A 19,576-nucleotide genomic window follows, 5' to 3' on the forward strand; every position below is an offset into this window, starting at 1 on the left:
GCGCCATGACATGCGCCGCCTTGATCGTCGCCGCCGGGCGCGGCACCCGCGCCGGGGGGGACCGGCCAAAGCAGTGGCAGCCCCTCGCGGGCGCGCGCGTGATCGACTGGACCTTGCGGGCATTTGCCGGGGTTCCTGAAATAAGCCACATCAAGATCGTCCTGCATCCTGATGATATGGCTAAATTTAACACACCCGAAGGCGTCAGCGTCACCGCCGGCGGCGCCACGCGAGCGGCCTCGGTCCGCGCAGGGCTGGAGGCGCTGGAGGGCACGGGCGCGACGCGCGTGCTGATCCATGACGTCGCGCGCCCCTGCACCCGCCCCGCGCTGATCCGCCGCGTTCTGGCGGCGCTGGAGGGCGGGCCCGCCGCCGCACCGGCGCTGGCGGTCACCGACGCGCTCTGGTGCGGCGAAGGGGGCCGGGTGACCGGGACGCGCGAGCGCGCAGGGCTCTACCGCGCGCAAACGCCGCAAGGCTTTGACTTTGCGGCCATTCTGGCGGCGCACCGGGCCTTTGAGGGGGATGCGCCCGATGATGTCGCGGTGGCGCGCGCCGCCGGTCTTGACGTTCAGATCGTGCCGGGCGATGAGGATAATCTCAAGATCACGCATCCCCACGATTTCGCGCGCGCAGAAGCGCAGCTGAGAGGTAGAATGGATATTCGCATCGGCAATGGCTATGACGTGCACCGCTTCGGGCCGGGCGATCATGTGATGCTGTGCGGCGTGGCCGTGCCACATGACCGCGCATTGCAGGGCCATTCGGATGCCGATGTCGGGCTGCATACCTTGTGCGATGCGATCTACGGCGCGCTGGCCGAGGGCGATATCGGGCGCCATTTCCCGCCCTCCGATCCGCAGTGGAAAGGCGCGGAAAGCCATGTCTTCCTGCGCCATGCCGTCGCGCTGGCCGCCGGGAAAGGGTTCGAGATCAGCAACATGGACCTGACGCTGGTCTGCGAGCGGCCCAAGATCGGCCCGCATGCGGACGAGATGCGCCGCGCCGTCGCGCAGATCACCGGACTGGCGATGGAGCGCATCTCGATCAAGGCCACCACCTCCGAGCGCCTTGGCTTTACCGGGCGCGAGGAGGGGATCGCGGCGCTGGCCAGCGTGCTTCTGGTGCGGCCATGAGGGTCGCGCGACTGGTGGCGACGGTTGGCGGGATCGGCAATCTGCGTCCTGCCCCCGGCACCTGGGGCTCGCTGGCGGCGCTGCCGATGGCGGCACTGCTGCATCTTCTGGGCGGGCCATGGCTGCTGGTCATCGCGATCATCGCGGTATTCTTCGAGGGGCTCTGGGCGACCACGCAGGTGACGCGGTGGCAGGACGATCAGGACCCGTCCTATGTGGTGGTGGACGAGGTCGTGGGCCAATGGGTGGCCCTCTTGCCGCTGTCCTTCGGGGCGTGGCATGTGGGCGCGTCGATCTTCGCGCTCTGGCCCGGCTGGATCGCCGCCTTCGCGCTGTTTCGCCTTTTCGACATCTTCAAACCCGGCCCCGTGGGCTGGGCCGATCGCCGCCACACGCCCTTGGGCGTGATGCTGGACGATGTGTTCGCGGGCGCGCTGGCCGCCATCTGCGTCATCGTTCTGGCGGGGATTTCCCACGGCCTTCTGGGCACATGAGGGCCGAGGATCTTCTGGCGCTGGCGCGCGGCAAGGGGGTGATGATCGCCGCCGCCGAAAGCTGCACGGGCGGCATGGTGATGGCGGCGCTGACGGAGGTGCCGGGCAGTTCCGATGTGGTTGAACGCGGCTTTGTAACCTATTCGAATGAGGCGAAAATCCAGATGCTCGGCGTCGCGCAGGCCACGCTTGACGCGCGCGGCGCCGTCAGCAACGATGTCGCGGCTGAGATGGCCGTCGGCGCGCTGCGCAATTCGCGCGCGCATCTGGCCGTGTCGATCACCGGCATCGCCGGGCCGGGCGGCTCGGACGCCAAGCCGGAGGGGCGGGTCTGCTTCGGCATCGCGCGCACGGGCGTGCCGGTGCAGGTCGATATGCAGGAGTTCGGCGCGCTGGGACGCGGGGCCGTGCGCCGCGCGGCGCGCGATCACGCGCTGGCGCTGCTTGGCGCCGCCCTGGAGCGGATGTCAGCCGTATAGCTCATGCGCGCGCCGCTCGAACGCGCGCACGATGCGCTGCATCGCCTCGTAAAAGAACAGCCCTGCCGCCGATTGCAAAAGGCGGTTGCGAAATTCGAAATCGACATGGAAATCCACCGCACAGCCGCCCTCGGTGTCGGTGAATTGCCATTTGGAAATCATATGCTTGAACGGCCCGTCCAGGTATTTCGTGTCGATTTTTTTCTCGGCCGGCCACAGGACCACGCGGCTGGTAAACTTCTCGCGAAAGACCTTGAAGCTGATGACCAGATCCGCCTCCATCACCTCGCTGCCGTCGTCTTGGGGCGTGCGGCTGCGCACGCGGGCGGCTGAATTCCACGGCAGGAATTCGGGGTAATTATCGACATCGGCGACCAGATCATACATCTGTTGCGCCGAATAGGGCAGCTGGCGGGTTTCGGAATGGGTCGGCACGTGTCCGGCTCCTGTGTTTTTTCGTGACAGGTCCGCCCTATGTCATAGACTGGCACCGAAAAGACAAGGGCCGCACGGCGCGCACGGCGCAAGACGCACCGGGAGAATCATTATTTTTCTTTTCACTTCAATTGGCTTCAACGCGAACCTCATGCAGCGCGGGAAGGCCCGCCGATGACCCATTGGCTGCTTCGCGCGGCCCGCTGGGCCCGTCATCCGCCCAGTGCGGGCCGGGTCAAGTTCGTGCTGGCGATCATCGCATTTTGCGTGCTGCTCTACGCGATCGAGCATTATTTCGGCTGGCCCGACGCGCTGACGCCGGAAAAGGCGCTGCGGCGCGGCTATCGCCCGTGACAGCGCGGCTGCCGCATCCGGCAATTTATATTAAGGAGAAAAGTGGCGCGGTTGACGGGGCTCGAACCCGCGACCCCCGGCGTGACAGGCCGGTACTCTAACCAACTGAGCTACAACCGCGCGTGAGCCTTGGATTAGTGGAGCCGTCGAGGGCCGTCAATGGTGAATTGCGCCCTTTTCCCGGCACCGCGCGATTTTATCGCGCAGACCGCCGGGGCCCTGAGCGGGTGCGCATTATGCAGCGATACCAAGGAAAAATGCAGTGATGGCGCGGTTGACGGGGCTCGAACCCGCGACCCCCGGCGTGACAGGCCGGTACTCTAACCAACTGAGCTACAACCGCCCACTGCGCGCCGGTGGGCCACTGCCCGCCAAGCGTTGCATGTCTTTAGTCGGCCCGCAGGGGGGCGTCAAGCGGCAGATGCGCGAAAAATGCGCGAGCGCATTCCGTCAGGGCGAGACGGCCGGGCGGTATTGGCGCATCCACTCCTCGGCGCCCTGCGCCACCGCGCTGTGGACGGCCCGGCCCGCCGCCTCGCCCAGCTCGGTATGCATGCCGGCGTATGAGATGTCACCCGGCGGGGCGGCCACGGCGATGCAGTCCGTGCCGGTTCCGGTGGCACGCCCGGCGGGCAGATCAAGTCCCGCCTCCATCACCGCCGCGGTGCGCGCGGCGGCCGCGATGCTGAGCGCTTCCAGCAGCGCCGCATGGGTCAGCCCCGCGCCATGGCCCGGATCAAGGCGCAGCGCGATGTTGATCGTGCCCCAATCGTGGCCGGTGCGATCCTGCCGATGGCCGATGCGCTCGGCGTTGGACAGCCCCACCGTGGCGATGGCGGTGGCCCGCCCGTCACCGCTCTGCGCCGTTGCCACGTGATGATGGCGGATGTCGCGCGATGTCAGGAAGGTCACCGCGTCCAGTGCGCCGCGCGCGGCCAGCGCGCCCTGCAACCAGCCTTCGACATCCAGGGTTTCCGGCAGATCGGCATTGCGGACCTCTCGCCAGAGGATTCGGCGCGCCGTGACCAGACCGGGGCGGTTGATCGCCCAGCTGAGCACCTGAAAATCGCCGCCAAGATCGAATTCCAGCCACGGGACGTCCAGTTGAAGTGCGGGCATGGTGCCTCCTCAAAGCGCGGTCGGGGCGCCGCATGGACGCCGATCCGCCCGCGTCATTCGCCCGCCTCGATCCGGCGGCGCGCATCCGCCATATCACCGATCGCGCGCAGGACGAAAGGCGTGCCGCACACCCAATCCTGATCGGAGATCGTGGCGCGCGCCGCCGGACCGCGCAGCCCGGCCACCACCGGGTGATCCATCACCTCCTCTGCGCGCGAGCCGCCCGGATAGCGTTCTGCCGTGACGACAAGATTGGGCTGGATCATCGCCAGTATCTCCAAAGGCAGCTTGCCCCAGCCATAGCCCGCCTCGGCCGGCGCGTTTCGCAGGCCCGCCGCGGCCAGGATCTCGCCCGACAGGGACTTGTCTCCCGATGTATAGCCGTTGGCCGAATAAAGCGCCGCCCGCGGCGCATCCGGCCCCGGCGCCGCGCCCTGCCCTTTGCGCAGGCGCGCCAGATCCGTATCGAACTGGGCGATCATGGCGTCCGCCTGCGCCTCGCGCCCCAGCGCGCGGCCCATCTGCGCGATGCGCTCGCGCACTTCATCCAGCGAATGCACGATGTCGAACTGCACCACCTCGATCCCCAGCCGCCGCAGCAGCGCAACGGTATCGCGGTTGGTATACTCGCCCGCAACCACCAGATCGGGCGTCATGGCGTGCACCTCCTCGGCGCGCGCGGCATTGATGTGGTGGCGCGCCGCGCGCTCGGGCATGGCCGACACGCGCGGATCGAGCGCGATGCGGCTGACCGAGATCAGCTGCCCCGGCGCGGCCAGCAGCATGGCCAGCTGGTCGGTGCACAGGTTGATCGACACCACGCGCTGCGGCGCCGCCGCCACCGGCGGCGCCATCAGCACCGCCGCACCCGCCAGCAGGGCGCGCGCAGCGATGCACCTGATGCGATCAGAAGGTCGCACGAAGCCCGACATAGGCCGCGCGGCCGGGCTGGTTGTAGCCGCCCGCCGTCTCGTAATCCTCGTCAAAGAGGTTCTCGATCCGCAGGTAAAGCTCGGCCTTTTCGGTGACGTCATAGGACATGCCCGCCCCGACAAGGGTATAGTCGCCGACCTTGTGACCGACCGGGGCAAACGGGCTGGGGATGATGTCAGCGACATGGCGCACGTCAACATATGCGGACAGCTTGTCGGTGAAGTCATTGCTGAGCCCGACAACCAGATCATGCTTGGGCGTGCGCTGCAGACGCTGGCCGTCTGTCTCGGCGTCGTTGTAGGTGTAGGCTCCAAAGACGCTCAGGCCAGTTGTGAGCGCAAATTCACCCGACAACTCGATGCCTTTCGATGTGGTTTCCCCAAGTACCTGAAGGTAGCATCCTTGGTTGCCATTGTTGCATCCGTTGTTGAAGAAATCGAAATCGATCAGATCGTCGATCGTCGTGTAGAACACCGTCGCCTTGACGTAGCCGGCGGTGCCGAACGTCTTTTCGACGCCCAGCTCATAGCTGGTGCTGTTTTCGGGCTGCAGCGACGGAAGGCCATAAAGGCTGAAACGCTCGTAAAGCGATGGCGCGCGGTAGCCTGTCCCGACGACGGCGCGGAACGCCACATCCTCGACAGGTCGCCACACGGCCGCCAGTCGGCCCGTTGTCTTGCCGCCGAAATCGGAGTTGTCATCATAGCGCAGCGCCGCGGACAGATCGATCCGGTCGGTGGGGCTGACCAGCAATTCGGCCTTTATCGCGGTATTGTCTTCTGACCCGCGGTCGGCATCGTTGGTAAACTTTTCGGTTACGTGCTCGGCCCCAAAACTAAGTGTCGTGGCCGCGCCCAGTTCGGCAGTGCCAAGATAATCGAAGGTCTGGCGCTCGCCGGTGAACTTGCGGGTGAATCCTCCGGGATCGTCGCGGTCGATATCGAAATAGGTGTAGCTGACAGTGTGGGTCAGCGCACCGGCCTCCAGCGTTGAAAAGACACGTGCGCCCCATTCCTCGATGTAGTTCTCGCCAGTAGGGTCATTGAAACGGTCGATCTCGACCTTGCCGTCGCGGTAATGCAGCGCGGTCCCCACCGTGAGGCTGTCAGTGACCGCATATTCGCCCGTCATATCAACGGTCGTCTGCCGGAAGCCGTCCTTTTCGGTGTTGAAACTCTGCGCCGAGAAGCCGTCAGTTTCGATCCGGCCATAGCTGAGCGCGACATAGCCCCGCTCGGTCTTGTAGCCCGCGCTCAGGCTGCCGGAGTAGGTGTCATAGGTGCCGGCCTCGACATTTGCCTCGCCGGAATATCCCAGCTTTTCGGGCGTGAACGTCGTCATGTTGATCACGCCCGCAATCGCCTGCGAGCCGTAGAGCGCAGATTGCGAGCCCTTCAGCACCTCGATGCGCTGGATGCCCGACGATGTCAGCCCGCCAAAGTTGAACTCCTGACCGCCATTGGAGGGATCGGATATGTCCATGCCGTTCAGGCGCACCCCGACATACCGGGCCGAAAGCCCGCGAATACGCAAGGTCGAGCCTGCGCCCAAGCCGCCAGTCGACGACGAGGAGACCCCTGGAAGCCGGTCAAGGCGGTCCAGAACGCGGGTGTCGTTCCGGCCCACCTCGCCCCCCTCCAGCACCTCGACGGTGGCGCCCGTGCGGCCAAGCTCGACCGGGGTGAGGCTGGAGGACAGGACGAGAGTGCCCAGATCATAGGTTTGCTGCGCGGCGGCGCCGTTTGCGATCAGCGTGCCGCCAAGGGCCAGACCGGTTGCGGTGAGGCATGTCGTGGTGAGAAAAGAGCGTTTCATTTACGTCTCCGGGTCGCCTCGGGCGGAGGCGGTGCAGTCGAGGATATGCATGCGGAGTGACGTCTGGCCCCTCCGCAGGCGGCGAAAATGCCACCACACCGGAAGAATCCGTTGCCCACGACGCGCCCCGCGTCCGGACAGGGTGAGCACTTTGGCAGGTCTCCTGACTTGCGGGTCGTCGCTGGCCGGGCCTTCCCGCCGTGGATACGGCAGTGACATGATTCCGGCTTCGCTCGCCGCCTACAGTTGCGGGGGCAGTCACGGTTTTGGCAAATGGCGCCGCACCGTAGTTCCCTATTATCCGAACGGTTTCCCGTCCGGGCCAAAGCATGTCACCTCTAGCCCAGCCGCCCTGCGTTAGAAAGGGAAAAATGCCGCGCCGGGCCGAATGATGGCTGGCCTGCACAAGCTGAAAAGCGCGGGATGGTGGGTGATGAGGGACTCGAACCCCCGGCATCTTCGGTGTAAACGAAGCGCTCTACCAACTGAGCTAATCACCCGCGCGCCCCCTTTAGTGGTGCGCGCGGGATCTGGCAAGAGCCTTGAGAGCAGATCTGCGCCGCTTTGGTTGAAGTCGGCGACGCAACACACTGATAAAAATCGTTAAACGACCTTCAAGCACGGCCGATTACCTTGGCGTCCTGCGGCCCTTTCCAGGGTCGGACGCAAGCGCCTGCTTACCAGCGCTTTTCGATCCCGATCGACACCGTCGTCATGTCCATGCCGATCTTGCCGGATCGCCGCTGTCGGCAACGATGGCGCCGGTGCTGGAGGCAAGATCGTAATAGGCAACCTCGCCGCGCAGCGCCCAGCCCGATTGCAGCATTTTCTGAACACCCAGGGCCGCCGTCCAGCCATCCACGCTGGCGCTGTTGTCGAGGAATACCGGCGCTGCCCCGGCCCTCGCGGCATCGGCCTTGGCGTCGCCGAACGCATAGCCGGCGGCGCCGTAGATCAGGATGTCGTTGAACGCCCGGCCATAGCGGCCCCGTATCGCGCCGAAATCCTCCAGCTCCGACGAACAGGTGAATGTGGGGTTCGGGCATTCCGTGGAGCCCGTGATGTCCGCGAAATTATAGGCCAGATCCACGCCGAAGACATTCGCGCCGGACTGGAAATCGTAGCCGCCGTAAATGCCGCCAAACAGCCCGTCACTGTCATGGTCCGCCGCGTTCGGTGTCGCGCCCCTGTAGCGGAAATCGGTATCGGCAAAGCCACCGCCGAACTGCGCGCCCACGAACGGGCCGGACCAGTCGACCAAGGCGGGCGCGATGATCGGGGCAGGCGCTGGCGCTGGCGCGACGTTGCCCGCCAGCGCGGCGCTAGCCCCAAGCGATGCCGCGACGCCGGCAATGATGCCGAGGTTTTTGATGAACATGACAGTTTTTCCCCTTGTTCCGAACTTCAGTGCCCCTCCTTAGGACACCGGCGCCGGGCCGCGCCCCGTCCGTTTGGAGGGGGAACGACCACTTTACTGCGCGCGGCCTCGGGCGGCGGGGTGCCACTCCACTGTTGTTATTTCGAATCCACCTGGCGTAAGCTGGCCGAACCGCTGGGAAAACCACGAGGGGAACGGGCCAGATGACACCATTCGCCATCGCAGGCGTTCAGATGCACGTCAACGCGCTGCAGTCCAATGTGGATGGGATGCTCCATCGGCTGGATCTGCTCATGGCGCGGTTTCCCTGGACGCAGATGGTGCTGTTTTCCGAGCTTGCGCCGTTTGGCCCGCTGACAAAATTCTCACTGCCGCTGCGCAACGAGACGGTGGACCGCTTTTGCGAGGCGGCCCGGCGTCATAATGTGTGGCTGATACCCGGCTCGATGTTCGAGACGGCCGAGGATGGGCGCATCTTCAACACCGCCAGCGTCATCGACCCGGCGGGCGAGGTTATCTGCACCTATCGCAAGATATTCCCCTTCCGCCCCTACGAGGAAGGGGTCGAGGCCGGGACCGAATTCTGCATCTTCGACGTGCCCGAGGTGGGCCGCTTCGGCCTCTCGATCTGCTATGACATGTGGTTTCCCGAAACCACGCGCCAGTTGACCAGCCAAGGGGTCGAGGTGCTGCTGCACCCGGTGCTGACCGGGACCACCGACCGCGAGGCCGAGCTGGCCATCGCGCGGGCCACCGCGGCGCAGTTTCAATGCTATATCTTCGATGTGAACGGGCTTGGCGCGGGCGGTGTGGGCAAATCCTGCGTCGTGGATCCGACATCGATGGTGCTGCACCAATCCGCGGGCCAGGAGGACATGTTCCCGATCGAGGTGGATCTGGACACCGTGCGCCGCCAGCGCGAGCGCGGCATGAAGGGGCTGGGCCAAGTGCTGAAAAGCTTTCGCGACCGCGAGGTGGATTTTTCCGTCTATGACCGCACCAGCGGCACGGATGCCTATCTGCACCGGCTGGGTCCGCTCGACATTCCGCGCCAGGACCGCGTCGGCGCGCTGCGCGCCGATCTGACCGCGCCGGATGCCCGGATCGGCAAGGATACAGGCGGCGGCGCGCTGCCCGAGGGGGATGCGCCGGGTTTCAACGGGGGATTGCCGCCGATCACGAATTGATGACACCGCGGACGATCAGGATACATCAACTCCCCCCCGCGACCATCCTGATCCGCCGCCACAACACGGGGAAATTGAATGCAGTCCATGACAGACTACTACTCGGCCGTGCAGTTGCGCGCCGACCGCTGGAGCGCGCTGCGCGAGGCCACGGGGGCGCTGGTACGCGCGCCGGGGGGCCGGATGGCCAAGTCACTGACCACGAAGATCGACGGTCTGCTACATTCGCTCGCCCCGATCGAGGCGTATTGGGCCTTTCCCGGCACCGCCGCCTTTGACATGCTGCGCCGCGCCTTCGACACCGGACATTACGAAGACCTGGCCTTCACCGTGCAGCGCATCACCCGCGCGCTGACCAGCGGCGCGTATCGGCGGCGCCACATCCCGCTGGACCGCGACGGCACGGAATCGGACGATCACGAAGACGAGGCGATGCAATCGCTGGAGGCCCGCGCCCACACCAAGCCCTATTTCGAAGTGATGATCGTCGACAATCTCAACGAGCATCAGGAGCGCTGGCTGAAATCCAATTTCAGCCGCATGCGCCGCCCCGAGGACCCCTTTCACTACGAGACTGTCGTCGTGCCCAGCCTGCAGGATGCGCTGGTGGGGGTGTTGTTCAATCACAATATCCAGGCCATCGTTGTGCGCCCCGGCCTGATCCTGGAATCCAAGGTCGATCTGCCGATCCTTGCGCGCTATCTGAACCGCGCCGGCGGGATGGAGGCACTGGAGGAACTGGACCCCGGCAATTACGGCCCCGAGCTGTGCCGCATGATCGCCCGCGTGCGCCCCGAGCTGGACGCGTATCTGATCACCGACCGCTCGGTCGAGGATATCGCGGGGCTGGACCTCGGCATCTGCCGCCGGGTGTTCTATAATCAGGAAGATTTCCTGGAGCTGCATCTGAACATCATCCGCGGCGTGCAGTCGCGCTACAAGACGCCGTTCTTCACCGCGCTGATGGAGTATTCCAAGCAGCCCACCGGCGTGTTTCACGCCATGCCGATCAGCCGCGGCAAATCGATTTCACGGTCGCACTGGATCCAGGACATGGGCGCCTTTTACGGCCCCAACATCTTCCTTGCGGAAACCTCGGCCACGTCGGGCGGGCTCGACAGCCTGCTGGAGCCGATCGGCCCGATTAAGGAGGCGCAGCGCCTTGCCAGCCGCGCCTTCGGGTCCAAGCAGACGTATTTTGCCACCAACGGCACCTCGACCTGCAACAAGATCGTCGTGCAGGGGCTGATCCGCCCCGGCGACATCGTGCTGGTCGACCGCGACTGTCACAAGTCGCACCATTACGGCATGGTGCTGTCCGGCGCGCAGGTCTGCTATCTCGACAGCTATCCGTTGAACGAATATTCGATGTACGGCGCCGTGCCCCTGCGCGAGATGAAAAAGCAACTGCTGGAGCTGAAGGCGGCGGGCAAGCTGGATCGCGTGCGCATGCTGCTGCTGACCAACTGCACGTTTGACGGCATCGTCTATAACGTCGAGCGGGTGATGGAGGAATGTCTCGCCATCAAGCCCGATCTGGTGTTCCTGTGGGACGAGGCATGGTTCGCCTTTGCCCGTTTCGGGCCCACCTATCGCCAGCGCACGGCGATGAACGCCGCCAACAACCTGCGCGAGCGGCTGCGCAGCGAAGAGCATATCAAGGCCTTCGATGCCCAGCAGGAGGTGCTGAAGGATGCCGATACCGAAACGCTGCTGAACACCCGCCTGATCCCGCCGCCCACATCGCGCGTGCGCGTCTATGCCACCCAATCGACGCACAAGACGCTGACATCGCTGCGCCAGGGCTCGATGATCCATGTCAACGATCAGGACTTCAAGGGCGAGGTCGAGGCGTCCTTTCGCGAGGCGTATATGACGCACACCTCCACCTCGCCCAATTATCAGATCATAGCGTCGCTGGATGTGGGCCGCCGGCAGGTCGAACTGGAAGGCTTCGAATTTGTCCAGCGCCAGGTCGAGGCGGCGATGTCGATGCGGCGCGCGATCTCTACCCATCCGCTTTTGCAGAAGTATTTCAAGGTGCTGGCCGCCGGTGACATGATCCCCGAGGCCCACCGCGAGAGCGGCGTGACCAGCTATTACGACCCCGAACAGGGCTGGACCGATATGTGGGAGTGCTGGGAAAAGGACGAGTTCGTTCTGGACGCCACCCGCGTGACGCTGTCCGTGGGCGGCACCGGCTGGGACGGAGACACGTTCAAGACCGATATCCTGATGGACAAATACGGCATCCAGATCAACAAGACGTCGCGCAACACGGTCCTGTTCATGACCAATATCGGCACCACGCGGTCCTCGGTCGCCTATCTGATCGAGGTGCTGGTGGAAATCGCGCGCGAGCTGGACGAGTTGCAGGATGACGCGTCGATGATGGAGCGGCGCGGCTTTGAAAAGCGCGTCTCCAACCTGATGGACGATCTGCCCCCCCTGCCCGATTTCTCGCGCTTTCACGATGCGTTCCGGTCCGGATCCGAGACGCCGGAGGGCGATATCCGCTCGGCCTTCTTCCTCAGCTATGACGAGAAGAACTGCGACTATCTGGAGCTTGACGGCTCGATCCACGACGCGATGGCCAGCGGCGATCCGGTGGTGTCCTCGCAATTCATCATCCCCTACCCGCCCGGCTTTCCGATCCTTGTGCCGGGCCAGGTGGTCAGCCCTGAAATCCTGTCCTTCATGCGGGCCTTGGACGTCAGCGAGATCCACGGATATCGCGGCGATCTGGGCCTTCGGGTGTTCACGCAGGACGCGCTGAAGCGCGCGGGCGAGGCGAATCAGGCGCGGCTCAAGCTGAACGACGCACGCGCGAAACTATAAGAAACGACAAAGGGAGAAACACGCAAATGGCAACAGAGCTCAAGAACATCTCGGAAATCCGCCGTCATTTTCACCGCAACGAGGATCCGATCTATTTCATCTCGGCCACCAACTTCAACCTTCTCGGCCTCGACGAGTGGTGCAAGAATTTCAAATATATCAGCTATATCGACTGCTATGGCGGCAAGCACCCCAACACCTTCGTGCCCTCCGAGCAGCCGCATGCCGAATTCCAGTCGATCGAGGATATCAACAACTACCTTTTGCAGCACAAGGAAGTGATCGACCTGATCAAGCGGCGCGGCGGCAAGCCGAAATTCGTGTTCCTGATGTTCGATGAGGAAACCGAGCGTCTGTCCAAGGAGCTGGGCGCCGATGTCTGGTTCCCCAAGGCCAAGCTGCGCCAGAAGATGGACAACAAGATCGAGACGGTCCGCATCGGCAACAAGGCCGGTGTGCCCTCGGTGCCCAATACGCTGAGCGTGGTCGAAAGCTATGACCACCTGAAGGAGGTTTGCGACAAGGCGGGTCTTGGTCACGATCTGGTCCTGCAATCGGCCTATGGCGACAGCGGGCACACCACGTTCTTCATCAAGTCGGCGGCCGATTTCAGGCGCCACGAGCATGAGATCGTCGGCCAAGGCGAGATCAAGATCATGAAGCGGATCGACTGCCGCGGCTCGGCCATCGAGGCTTGCGCAACCCGCGAAGGCACCATCGTCGGACCGCTGATGACCGAGCTGGTCGGCTTCAAGGAGTTGACGCCCTATCGCGGCGGCTGGTGCGGGAACGAGATTTTCAGCACCGCCTTCCCGCCGAAAGTGCGCCAGAAGGCACGCGAGCTGACCTTCAAATTCGGCGAGCAGCTGCGCAAGGAGGGCTATCGCGGCTATTTCGAGCTGGATTTCCTGATCGACAAGAAAACCGGCGATATCTGGCTGGGCGAGCTGAACCCGCGCATCACCGGCGCGTCATCAATGACCAACCACGCGGCCTTTGCGCATGCCGACGCGCCCTTGTTCCTGTTCCACCTTCTGGAATTCTCCAAGAAGAAATTCAGTCTGGATATCAAGGAGCTGAACAACCGCTGGGCCGACCCCAAGATGATCGATTCGTGGTCCCAGATGGTCATCAAGCATACCGATGATACCGTCGACATCGCCACCGACGTGCCGGAAACGGGCATCTACCGCATGCGCGAGGATGGCAGCATCGATTTCAACCGCTTCGATTATCACCGCCGCGCGGTCGAGTCCGAAAGCGAGGCGTTCTTCCTGCGCATCCTGCAGCCCGGCGATTACCGCTATGAGGGCGCCGATATCGGCATTCTGGTCACGCGCGGGCGCTCGATGACCAATGGCTTCAAGCTGACCGAGCGGAGCAAGCGCTGGATCCATGGCATCAAGAAGGGTGTGCATGGGCGCCCCATGCCGACCGCCGAGGCCGGGCCCGCGCTGGCCGATCCTGCGTTCAAGATCCTCTAGCCTGCGTGCGACTGAACTGGCGCGCCATATCCGAGGACGGGCCCGGTCCGACATGGGCCGGGCTGTTCGCCGAATACTGGCCCGACTACCATCGCTGGTGGGCGCGCGAGGGGCCGGAGGCGCGGCCCGGCTATCTGGACAGCCGCAAGGCGCTGCGCGCGCATATGCCCGAACTGGTCGGGCTCTATGACCGGCTGTGCGATCTGGCGGGCGGCACCGATCACGCGGCGCGGTTTCTCAGCTTCTACTGCCCGCCGCCTTACCTTTCATCCTGCAGCCAGGCACTCTGGCCCGGGGCCGAGCCGTTGCTGGTGCGCAATTACGACTATTCGGCCAAGGCGTTCGACAGCCTTGTGCTGCGCAGCAACTGGCAGGGCCGCGCGGTGATGGGCACATCCGACGGGCTGTGGGGGCTGGTGGACGGAATCAACGATGCGGGGCTGGCCGTGTCGCTGACCTTCGGCGGGCGGCGCGTGGTGGGCGACGGGTTCGGTGTGCCGCTGATCCTGCGCTATGTGCTGCAGACCTGCGACACCGCCGAGCAGGCAGGCCGCGTGCTGGCCCGCGTGCCGACGCATATGAGCTATAACGTCACCGTGGTGGACGCGCGGCGCCGGTTCCTGACCGCGCTGATGGCCCCCGATCGCCCGGCGGTCATCACCCATCAGGCCGTCGCCACCAACCACCAGGACCGGGTGGAATGGGCCAGCCACGCGCGATTCACCGAAACGGTCGAGCGCGAGCGCTATCTGCTGCGCCGCCTGACCCTGCATGTCGAGCCGCAGGAGAAATTCATCGGCGCATTTTTGCGCCCGCCGCTCTATTCGCCGCGCTTCGATGAGGGCTTCGGCACGCTTTACACGGCCGTTTACCGCCCCCGGCGCCGCCAGATGGAGCTGCGCTGGCCGCGCGCCCGCTGGCCGCTGGATCTGCATGATTTCCGCGAGGATATGCGCGTGATCTATACGCCCGACGGGACGCCGGCGGCGAAGTGAGTGCAGCGCGCACCGGGCGTGTTGCGCCCTACCACCGCTTGCGAAACTTGCCCGGCGCCGTATCGAACTTGGCCTTGAACGCGCGGGCAAACGCCGAGGTGCCGCCAAAGCCGGTGGCGGCGGCGATCTCGGCGATGGGCAGGTCCGTCTCGCTCAGCAGCGAATAGGCGCGGGCCAGCCGCATGTCGGTGTAATAGCGCCGCGGGCTGAGGCCGGTATGCTGCGCGAAACTGCGCTCCAGCTGGCGCTTGGAAATGCCGACCTCGCCCGCGATCGCCTCGACGCCCAGCGGCTCTTCCAGATTGACCTGCATCAGACGCATCGCCGCGATCAGATGCCGGTTGCGGCTGCCGATCACGGCCGAGCGGGCGGTCTTTTGCGGCATGTGCGTTGAATGGCTGCGCCCGTGCAGGCACATGTCCGACACGACCAGCGCGAAATCATGGCCGTAATCATCCTCGATCACGCTCAGCATCAGGTCGGTCGACGCGGATCCGCCCGCCGCCGTCATCAGATCGCCGTCAACCTCGTAAAGGTTCGGCGTGGGAACCAGATCGGGGAAAGTCTCGACAAAGGAGGGCTGGTTTTCCCAGTGCAGCGTAAAGGTGCGCCCGCCCAGCAGCCCCGCCCGCGCCAGCGTGAAGGCGCCGGTGCAGATCGCGCCGACGGACGTGCCATGGGCCGCCTGCCGCGCCGCCCATTGCGTGACCGTGGCATCCACCGTCTCGCCCGGCTCGACGCCCGAGCAGATGAACGCGCGCGCCCCGCGGGCGGGCGTGCCCAGCGGCGCGTCGGGCACCAGCGACAGGTTGTTGGAGCACCGCACCGGCGCGCCGCCCGGCGTCATGGTGCGCCAGCGATAAAGCTCCTGCTGCGATATCTGGTTGGCCACGCGGAGCGGCTCGATCGCCGCCGAGAGCGCCAGCATGGTCAGTTTCGGCAAGAGAACAAAGTCGAAGACGCAAGGTGCCGCGACCTTGGCGATCTTGAAGCTGACTGCGCCCTTGGGGATGTAATCGGAATAGGCCATCGCGTCCGTCCGTGGTTGCGCGTCAAATTAACACGCCGCCGCGGCAAGGCCCAGAGTGCATGACGCGCTCATGCCTCAGCCGTTCAACAGCTCCAGCAGCTGCGCGTGAAGCGCGGCGCCCGCCGCCGTCACCACCCGCCCGTCCGAGCCAAGGCTCAGCGCCCGCCCCTGCCAGTCGGTGATGACGCCGCCCGCGGCCTCGACCAGCGGGACGAGCGGCATGAAATCATAGGGCTCCAGCCCCATATCGGTCACCGCGTCGATCTGCCCGGCGGCAACCATTGCGTGCGGATAGCAGTCATAGGACATCCGCCGCGTGTAGCCCGCGCGGCAGAGCCGCGCGAAAAGCGCGGGATCGGCGGCATGTGTGCGCTCCGGCTCGTTCACGAACAGCAGCGCATCCTCCAGCCGCGTCGTGGCCCGCACGCTGATCGGCGCGCCGTTCCACGTGGCCGCGCCGCCGCGGATGCCCGCAAAGGTTTCGCCCAAGGCCGGCATGCGCACGATCCCCACCTGCGGCACTCCGGCCTGCAAATGCCCGATCAACATCCCGAAGGCAGGGTAGCCCGTCAGAAAAAAGCGCGTGCCGTCAATCGGGTCGATGATCCAGGCCGGGCCGTCCAGCGAGCCTTGGGTGCCGAACTCCTCGCCAAAGACGCCGTGACCGGGAAACGCGTGGGCCAACGCCGCACGAATAGCGGTCTCGGTCTCGCGGTCGGCGATGGTGACGGGGCTGTTGTCGCCGTCATCCTTCGTCTCGATCCCCAGACCGCCCTGCCGGAAATACCGCATCGGCACGGCGCTGGCCGCTTCGGCAATACGTGCGGCGGTGTTTGCGATATCGTTCAGGCTCATGGATCTGCCACCTCTATCTGCGTGCCCCACTCTGCCGCGGCCGCCGCCAGATCGGCGGGCGGGGCGGCATCCGTCACCAGCGCGTCGATCAGCGACGGATCGCACAGCGTGATCGGCGCCGCGCGGCCAAACTTGGCCGAATCCGCCGCCACCATGCGCCGCGCGGCGCCCGACAGGATCGCGCGTGAAAAATTCGCCTCTTCGAGATCGAACAGCAAGAAGCCGTCCCGCGCGGTGATGCCTGCGGTCGACAGCACGGCAAGGTCCGTCTTGAACCTCAGCGCGAAATCCATCGCCTCGGCGCCGAACGCACCGCCATCATGGGCCCGCAGCGCGCCGCCGGCCATGTAGACCTGATTGCCGCCGCGCGTGGCCAGCTTGTAGGCGACCGACACCGAATTGGTCACCACCAGAAGGCCCGAATGATCGCGCAGCGCGTCGGCAATGTAGCTGGTCGTGCTGCCCACATCCAGAAACAGCGAACTGCCGTCGGGGATCTGCGTCGCCACGTGGCGCGCGATGCGCTGCTTGGCGTCCGGCGCAATGCGCAGGCGATGCTGAAAATCGCCCTCCCCGCCCTCATCGGCCAGCCGAGCGCCGCCATGCATCTTGTCGACAAGGCCCGCATCCGCCAGCCGCTTGAGATTGCGGCGCACGGTCTCTTCGCTGACGTTCAGATCAGCCGCCAGCCGCTGCACCCGCAGCGAGCCGCCCGCGCGGCGCAGCGCGTCCAGGATTTCCTGCTGTCGGTGGGTGGGAGGGGCGCTGTCCATGAGGCGTCATGGCCTTTCCGGCGATGGTCGGGATCGGCGTTCCGTTCGCATTCTTGCGCGCCCGGCACAAGCCGGTTTTGACATGCCCGCCCACCAACTACAACATAAACCCACATTAAATGTTGCTTTATGTTGTTTTATGCGGTTGACTTAAGGGCAGAAGGCCGCGCCCGCCCGAATGAGGTGCGGCCCATATCCCAGGGAGCCCATCTTGAAACATATCGCCATGTCCGCCGCTCTGGCCGCCCTTGCCACCGCCCCCGCGCTTGCCGAGGTCGAAAGCCAGGACCCCATCCGCCTGACTACCCATGACTGGACCGGCCAGATCGTCAACGCCACCATCCTGCAGGACGTGCTGGAGAAGGCCGGCTACAACACCGAGCTGGTTCAGGCCGATTACATCGCGCAGTTTGCGGGGCTCAAGACGGGCGATCTACATGTTGCCGTCGAAATGTGGGAAACCACCGGCCGCGAGGCGATGGACGAGGCCGTTGCGACCGGCAATGTCGTCAATATGGGCGAAGGCGGTCTCGTCGCGATCGAGGAATGGTGGTATCCTTCCTACATGGAGGATCGCTGCCCCGGCCTGCCGAATTGGGAGGCGCTGAAGGATTGCGCGTCCGAATTCGCCACCTCCGAAACGGCGCCGATGGGCCGTTATCTGGGCGGGCCCGTCACATGGGGCGGCTTTGACGAGGAACGCGTCGAGGCGCTGGGGCTGGATTTCGAGGTGGTTCACGCCGGCACCGATGCCGCGCTTTTCGCCGAGCTGGAATCGGCCTACCAGCGCGAGGCGCCGATCATCCTGTGGGTCTACACGCCGCACTGGGCCAGCGTGAAATATGACGGCAAGTTCATCGAATTCCCGCCCTATTCCAAGGAATGCTACGAGGATCCCGCCGCCAGCGTGAACCCCGATGCCACCTATGACTGCGCCAAGCCGTCGGGCCCGATCTGGAAGGTCGCCTGGGCCGGGGTCGAGGAGAAATGGCCCGGCGCGGCCGAAATCATCCGCAACTATACCCTGACCAACGAAGAGATGAGCGCGATGGTCTCGGCCGTCGATCTGGACGGCAAGTCGATCGAGGCGGTGGCCGAGGAATGGATGGCCGCGAACGAGGAGAAGGTGGATGGCTGGATCAACTGATCCTGCCCGAGCCGTCGCGGGGGCGCCCAGCCCCCGCATTTTCGCCTGACATATCCCCCGCCCCCCGCGGGCCGGTGACGAGGTGCCAATGCCCCGCACACGCAAGCTGCTTTGCCGCAATGTCTGGAAGATCTACGGGCCCCAGGCCGCCGCGTTTCTGGCCCGCACGCCGGACCCCGATGATGCCGCCCTGCGCGAGGCGGGGCTGATCGGCGCCGTGCGCGCCGCCGATGTGGATATCCGCGAGGGCGAGATTTTCGTCATCATGGGGCTGTCGGGGTCCGGCAAGTCCACGCTGGTGCGCTGCCTGTCGCGGCTGGTCGAGCCGACGGGCGGCGAGATCCAGTTCGATGGCGAGGATCTGCTGGCAATGACGGAGGCGCAGCTGACGCAGCTGCGGCGGCGCAAGATCGGCATGGTGTTCCAGAACTTCGCGCTGCTGCCGCATCTGACGGTGTTGCAGAACGTCGCCTTTCCGCTGGACGTGCAGGGCGTGGATCGCCGCACCCGCGAGGCGCGCGCCCATGAGATGATCGAAATCGTCGGACTGAAGGGGCGCGAGGCGTATTTTCCCCGCCAGCTTTCGGGCGGGCAGCAACAGCGCGTCGGCATTGCCCGCAGCCTGGTGGGCGAGCCGGAGATCTGGTTCCTGGACGAGCCGTTCTCGGCGCTCGATCCGCTGATCCGGCGCGAGATGCAGGACGAATTCATGCGCCTTCAGGGACTTTTGAAGAAAACCATCGTCTTCATCACCCATGATTTCGACGAGGCGATCCGCCTTGCCGACCGGATTGCCGTGATGAAGGACGGGCGCATCGTGCAGACCGCCACCCCCGAAGAGCTGGTACTGAACCCAGCCACCGATTATGTCGCCGAATTCACCAAGCATATCCCGCGCGGCAAGGTTCTGACGCTGCGCGCGGTCATGGCGCCGCTGGGCCGCGGCCCTTACGCGGGCGATCTGGACGCCGCGGTGCGCGTCGCCGATGCCGCCGACCGGATCGAGGCCGCCAACCTGCCCTTCCGCGTGATCGAGGATGGCGCGCCCATCGGCAGCATCGGCGCTGCCGCCGTTGTCGACGTGCTGATCGGACGGCCCCGCGTCCCGGCGGCTGAATGAGGTG

At 65.1% G+C, this 19,576-nt stretch carries 18 protein-coding genes, 3 tRNA genes and 1 riboswitch; of the genes, 10 read left to right on the top strand and 11 right to left on the bottom strand.

What is annotated here, in order from left to right; translation table 11 throughout:
• Window positions 1–5 precede the first annotated feature (5 nt).
• Genes DC366_RS01850 through DC366_RS01860 form a run of 3 tightly spaced genes read left to right on the top strand, consistent with a single transcriptional unit; the run spans window position 6 to window position 2,109 of the window.
• Window positions 6–1,136 (top strand): bifunctional 2-C-methyl-D-erythritol 4-phosphate cytidylyltransferase/2-C-methyl-D-erythritol 2,4-cyclodiphosphate synthase, encoded by a 1,131-nt coding sequence (locus DC366_RS01850; RefSeq protein WP_108690814.1) that lies wholly within the window; start codon window positions 6–8, stop codon window positions 1,134–1,136.
• Entirely contained in the window at window positions 1,133–1,630 is a 498-nt protein-coding gene (locus tag DC366_RS01855; RefSeq protein ID WP_108690469.1) for a phosphatidylglycerophosphatase A family protein, read from the top strand. The genes DC366_RS01850 and DC366_RS01855 overlap by 4 nt, the downstream gene beginning before the upstream one ends.
• Window positions 1,627–2,109 carry a CinA family protein gene (locus tag DC366_RS01860; RefSeq protein WP_108690470.1) on the top strand — a complete coding sequence of 161 codons (483 nt, stop codon included), beginning with the start codon at window positions 1,627–1,629 and terminating at the stop codon, window positions 2,107–2,109. The genes DC366_RS01855 and DC366_RS01860 overlap by 4 nt, the downstream gene beginning before the upstream one ends.
• On the opposite strand, the gene DC366_RS01865 is transcribed toward DC366_RS01860, so the two are convergent.
• Window positions 2,098–2,544, bottom strand: a complete 447-nt coding sequence (locus DC366_RS01865) for a type II toxin-antitoxin system RatA family toxin (protein ID WP_108690471.1) — start codon at window positions 2,542–2,544, stop codon at window positions 2,098–2,100. The two genes, DC366_RS01860 and DC366_RS01865, sit on opposite strands and share 12 nt — an antisense overlap.
• A 174-nt stretch (window positions 2,545–2,718) precedes the next feature.
• Here DC366_RS01865 and DC366_RS01870 point away from each other — a divergent pair, with 174 nt between their 5' ends.
• Entirely contained in the window at window positions 2,719–2,898 is a 180-nt protein-coding gene (locus tag DC366_RS01870; RefSeq protein WP_108690472.1) for a hypothetical protein, read from the top strand.
• Between the two features lie 43 nt (window positions 2,899–2,941).
• On the opposite strand, the gene DC366_RS01875 is transcribed toward DC366_RS01870, so the two are convergent.
• From DC366_RS01875 to DC366_RS01905, 7 genes are all read right to left on the bottom strand, one after another.
• Window positions 2,942–3,018 (bottom strand) — tRNA-Asp (locus DC366_RS01875).
• Between the two features lie 146 nt (window positions 3,019–3,164).
• Window positions 3,165–3,241, bottom strand: a tRNA-Asp gene (locus DC366_RS01880).
• A 107-nt stretch (window positions 3,242–3,348) separates the two neighbouring features.
• Window positions 3,349–4,017 (bottom strand): adenosylcobinamide amidohydrolase, encoded by a 669-nt coding sequence (locus tag DC366_RS01885; protein ID WP_108690473.1) that lies wholly within the window; start codon window positions 4,015–4,017, stop codon window positions 3,349–3,351.
• Window positions 4,018–4,070: 53 nt separating this feature from the next.
• Window positions 4,071–4,937: an ABC transporter substrate-binding protein gene (locus DC366_RS01890; RefSeq protein ID WP_243405004.1), complete on the bottom strand. Its 867-nt coding sequence runs from the start codon at window positions 4,935–4,937 to the stop codon at window positions 4,071–4,073.
• On the bottom strand, window positions 4,924–6,765 hold the full coding sequence (locus tag DC366_RS01895) for a TonB-dependent receptor plug domain-containing protein (protein WP_108690474.1): 1,842 nt from the start codon (window positions 6,763–6,765) through the stop codon (window positions 4,924–4,926). Before DC366_RS01895 ends, DC366_RS01890 begins: the two co-directional genes overlap by 14 nt.
• Before the next feature lie 136 nt (window positions 6,766–6,901).
• Window positions 6,902–7,107, bottom strand: a riboswitch (cobalamin riboswitch).
• Window positions 7,108–7,189: 82 nt separating this feature from the next.
• Window positions 7,190–7,265: transfer RNA gene (locus tag DC366_RS01900), tRNA-Val, on the bottom strand.
• Between the two features lie 212 nt (window positions 7,266–7,477).
• Entirely contained in the window at window positions 7,478–8,143 is a 666-nt protein-coding gene (locus tag DC366_RS01905; RefSeq protein ID WP_108690475.1) for an outer membrane protein, read from the bottom strand.
• 203 nt (window positions 8,144–8,346) lie between these two features.
• Here DC366_RS01905 and DC366_RS01910 point away from each other — a divergent pair, with 203 nt between their 5' ends.
• The 4 genes from DC366_RS01910 to DC366_RS01925 all read left to right on the top strand — a co-directional run bounded on the left by DC366_RS01910 (window position 8,347) and on the right by DC366_RS01925 (window position 14,647).
• On the top strand, window positions 8,347–9,330 hold the full coding sequence (locus tag DC366_RS01910; RefSeq protein ID WP_108690476.1) for a carbon-nitrogen hydrolase family protein: 984 nt from the start codon (window positions 8,347–8,349) through the stop codon (window positions 9,328–9,330).
• Window positions 9,331–9,408: 78 nt separating this feature from the next.
• Window positions 9,409–12,168 carry an aminotransferase class I/II-fold pyridoxal phosphate-dependent enzyme gene (locus DC366_RS01915; RefSeq protein WP_108690477.1) on the top strand — a complete coding sequence of 920 codons (2,760 nt, stop codon included), beginning with the start codon at window positions 9,409–9,411 and terminating at the stop codon, window positions 12,166–12,168.
• Window positions 12,165–13,652 (top strand): biotin carboxylase, encoded by a 1,488-nt coding sequence (locus DC366_RS01920; protein WP_279305749.1) that lies wholly within the window; start codon window positions 12,165–12,167, stop codon window positions 13,650–13,652. Before DC366_RS01915 ends, DC366_RS01920 begins: the two co-directional genes overlap by 4 nt.
• A gap of 11 nt (window positions 13,653–13,663) precedes the next feature.
• Window positions 13,664–14,647, top strand: a complete 984-nt coding sequence (locus tag DC366_RS01925) for a C45 family autoproteolytic acyltransferase/hydrolase (protein ID WP_108690816.1) — start codon at window positions 13,664–13,666, stop codon at window positions 14,645–14,647.
• 28 nt (window positions 14,648–14,675) lie between these two features.
• Here DC366_RS01925 and DC366_RS01930 read toward each other — a convergent pair whose 3' ends face one another.
• The 3 genes from DC366_RS01930 to DC366_RS01940 all read right to left on the bottom strand — a co-directional run bounded on the left by DC366_RS01930 (window position 14,676) and on the right by DC366_RS01940 (window position 17,305).
• Window positions 14,676–15,677: a GlxA family transcriptional regulator gene (locus tag DC366_RS01930; protein ID WP_108690479.1), complete on the bottom strand. Its 1,002-nt coding sequence runs from the start codon at window positions 15,675–15,677 to the stop codon at window positions 14,676–14,678.
• Window positions 15,678–15,752: 75 nt separating this feature from the next.
• Window positions 15,753–16,532, bottom strand: a complete 780-nt coding sequence (locus DC366_RS01935; RefSeq protein ID WP_108690480.1) for an inositol monophosphatase family protein — start codon at window positions 16,530–16,532, stop codon at window positions 15,753–15,755.
• On the bottom strand, window positions 16,529–17,305 hold the full coding sequence (locus DC366_RS01940; RefSeq protein WP_108690481.1) for a DeoR/GlpR family DNA-binding transcription regulator: 777 nt from the start codon (window positions 17,303–17,305) through the stop codon (window positions 16,529–16,531). Before DC366_RS01940 ends, DC366_RS01935 begins: the two co-directional genes overlap by 4 nt.
• Before the next feature lie 211 nt (window positions 17,306–17,516).
• On the opposite strand from DC366_RS01940, the gene DC366_RS01945 reads away from it, so the two are divergent.
• A complete protein-coding gene (locus DC366_RS01945; protein ID WP_243405005.1) occupies window positions 17,517–18,452 on the top strand; it encodes an ABC transporter substrate-binding protein in 936 nt (311 codons plus the stop codon).
• An 88-nt stretch (window positions 18,453–18,540) separates the two neighbouring features.
• A complete protein-coding gene (locus DC366_RS01950) occupies window positions 18,541–19,572 on the top strand; it encodes a quaternary amine ABC transporter ATP-binding protein (protein ID WP_108690483.1) in 1,032 nt (343 codons plus the stop codon).
• The last annotated feature ends 4 nt before the right edge of the window (window positions 19,573–19,576 follow it).

This window comes from Pelagivirga sediminicola (assembly GCF_003072125.1).
Lineage (GTDB): Bacteria > Pseudomonadota > Alphaproteobacteria > Rhodobacterales > Rhodobacteraceae > Roseovarius > Roseovarius sediminicola.

Coding starts and splice junctions, on each gene's coding strand:
- DC366_RS01850 (WP_108690814.1), top strand. CDS start 6: ATGACATGCGCCGCCTTGATCGTCGCCGCCGGGCGCGGCACCCGCGCC.
- DC366_RS01855 (WP_108690469.1), top strand. CDS start 1,133: ATGAGGGTCGCGCGACTGGTGGCGACGGTTGGCGGGATCGGCAATCTG.
- DC366_RS01860 (WP_108690470.1), top strand. CDS start 1,627: ATGAGGGCCGAGGATCTTCTGGCGCTGGCGCGCGGCAAGGGGGTGATG.
- DC366_RS01870 (WP_108690472.1), top strand. CDS start 2,719: ATGACCCATTGGCTGCTTCGCGCGGCCCGCTGGGCCCGTCATCCGCCC.
- DC366_RS01885 (WP_108690473.1), bottom strand. CDS start 4,017: ATGCCCGCACTTCAACTGGACGTCCCGTGGCTGGAATTCGATCTTGGC.
- DC366_RS01895 (WP_108690474.1), bottom strand. CDS start 6,765: ATGAAACGCTCTTTTCTCACCACGACATGCCTCACCGCAACCGGTCTG.
- DC366_RS01905 (WP_108690475.1), bottom strand. CDS start 8,143: ATGTTCATCAAAAACCTCGGCATCATTGCCGGCGTCGCGGCATCGCTT.
- DC366_RS01910 (WP_108690476.1), top strand. CDS start 8,347: ATGACACCATTCGCCATCGCAGGCGTTCAGATGCACGTCAACGCGCTG.
- DC366_RS01915 (WP_108690477.1), top strand. CDS start 9,409: ATGCAGTCCATGACAGACTACTACTCGGCCGTGCAGTTGCGCGCCGAC.
- DC366_RS01930 (WP_108690479.1), bottom strand. CDS start 15,677: ATGGCCTATTCCGATTACATCCCCAAGGGCGCAGTCAGCTTCAAGATC.
- DC366_RS01935 (WP_108690480.1), bottom strand. CDS start 16,532: ATGAGCCTGAACGATATCGCAAACACCGCCGCACGTATTGCCGAAGCG.
- DC366_RS01940 (WP_108690481.1), bottom strand. CDS start 17,305: ATGGACAGCGCCCCTCCCACCCACCGACAGCAGGAAATCCTGGACGCG.
- DC366_RS01950 (WP_108690483.1), top strand. CDS start 18,541: ATGCCCCGCACACGCAAGCTGCTTTGCCGCAATGTCTGGAAGATCTAC.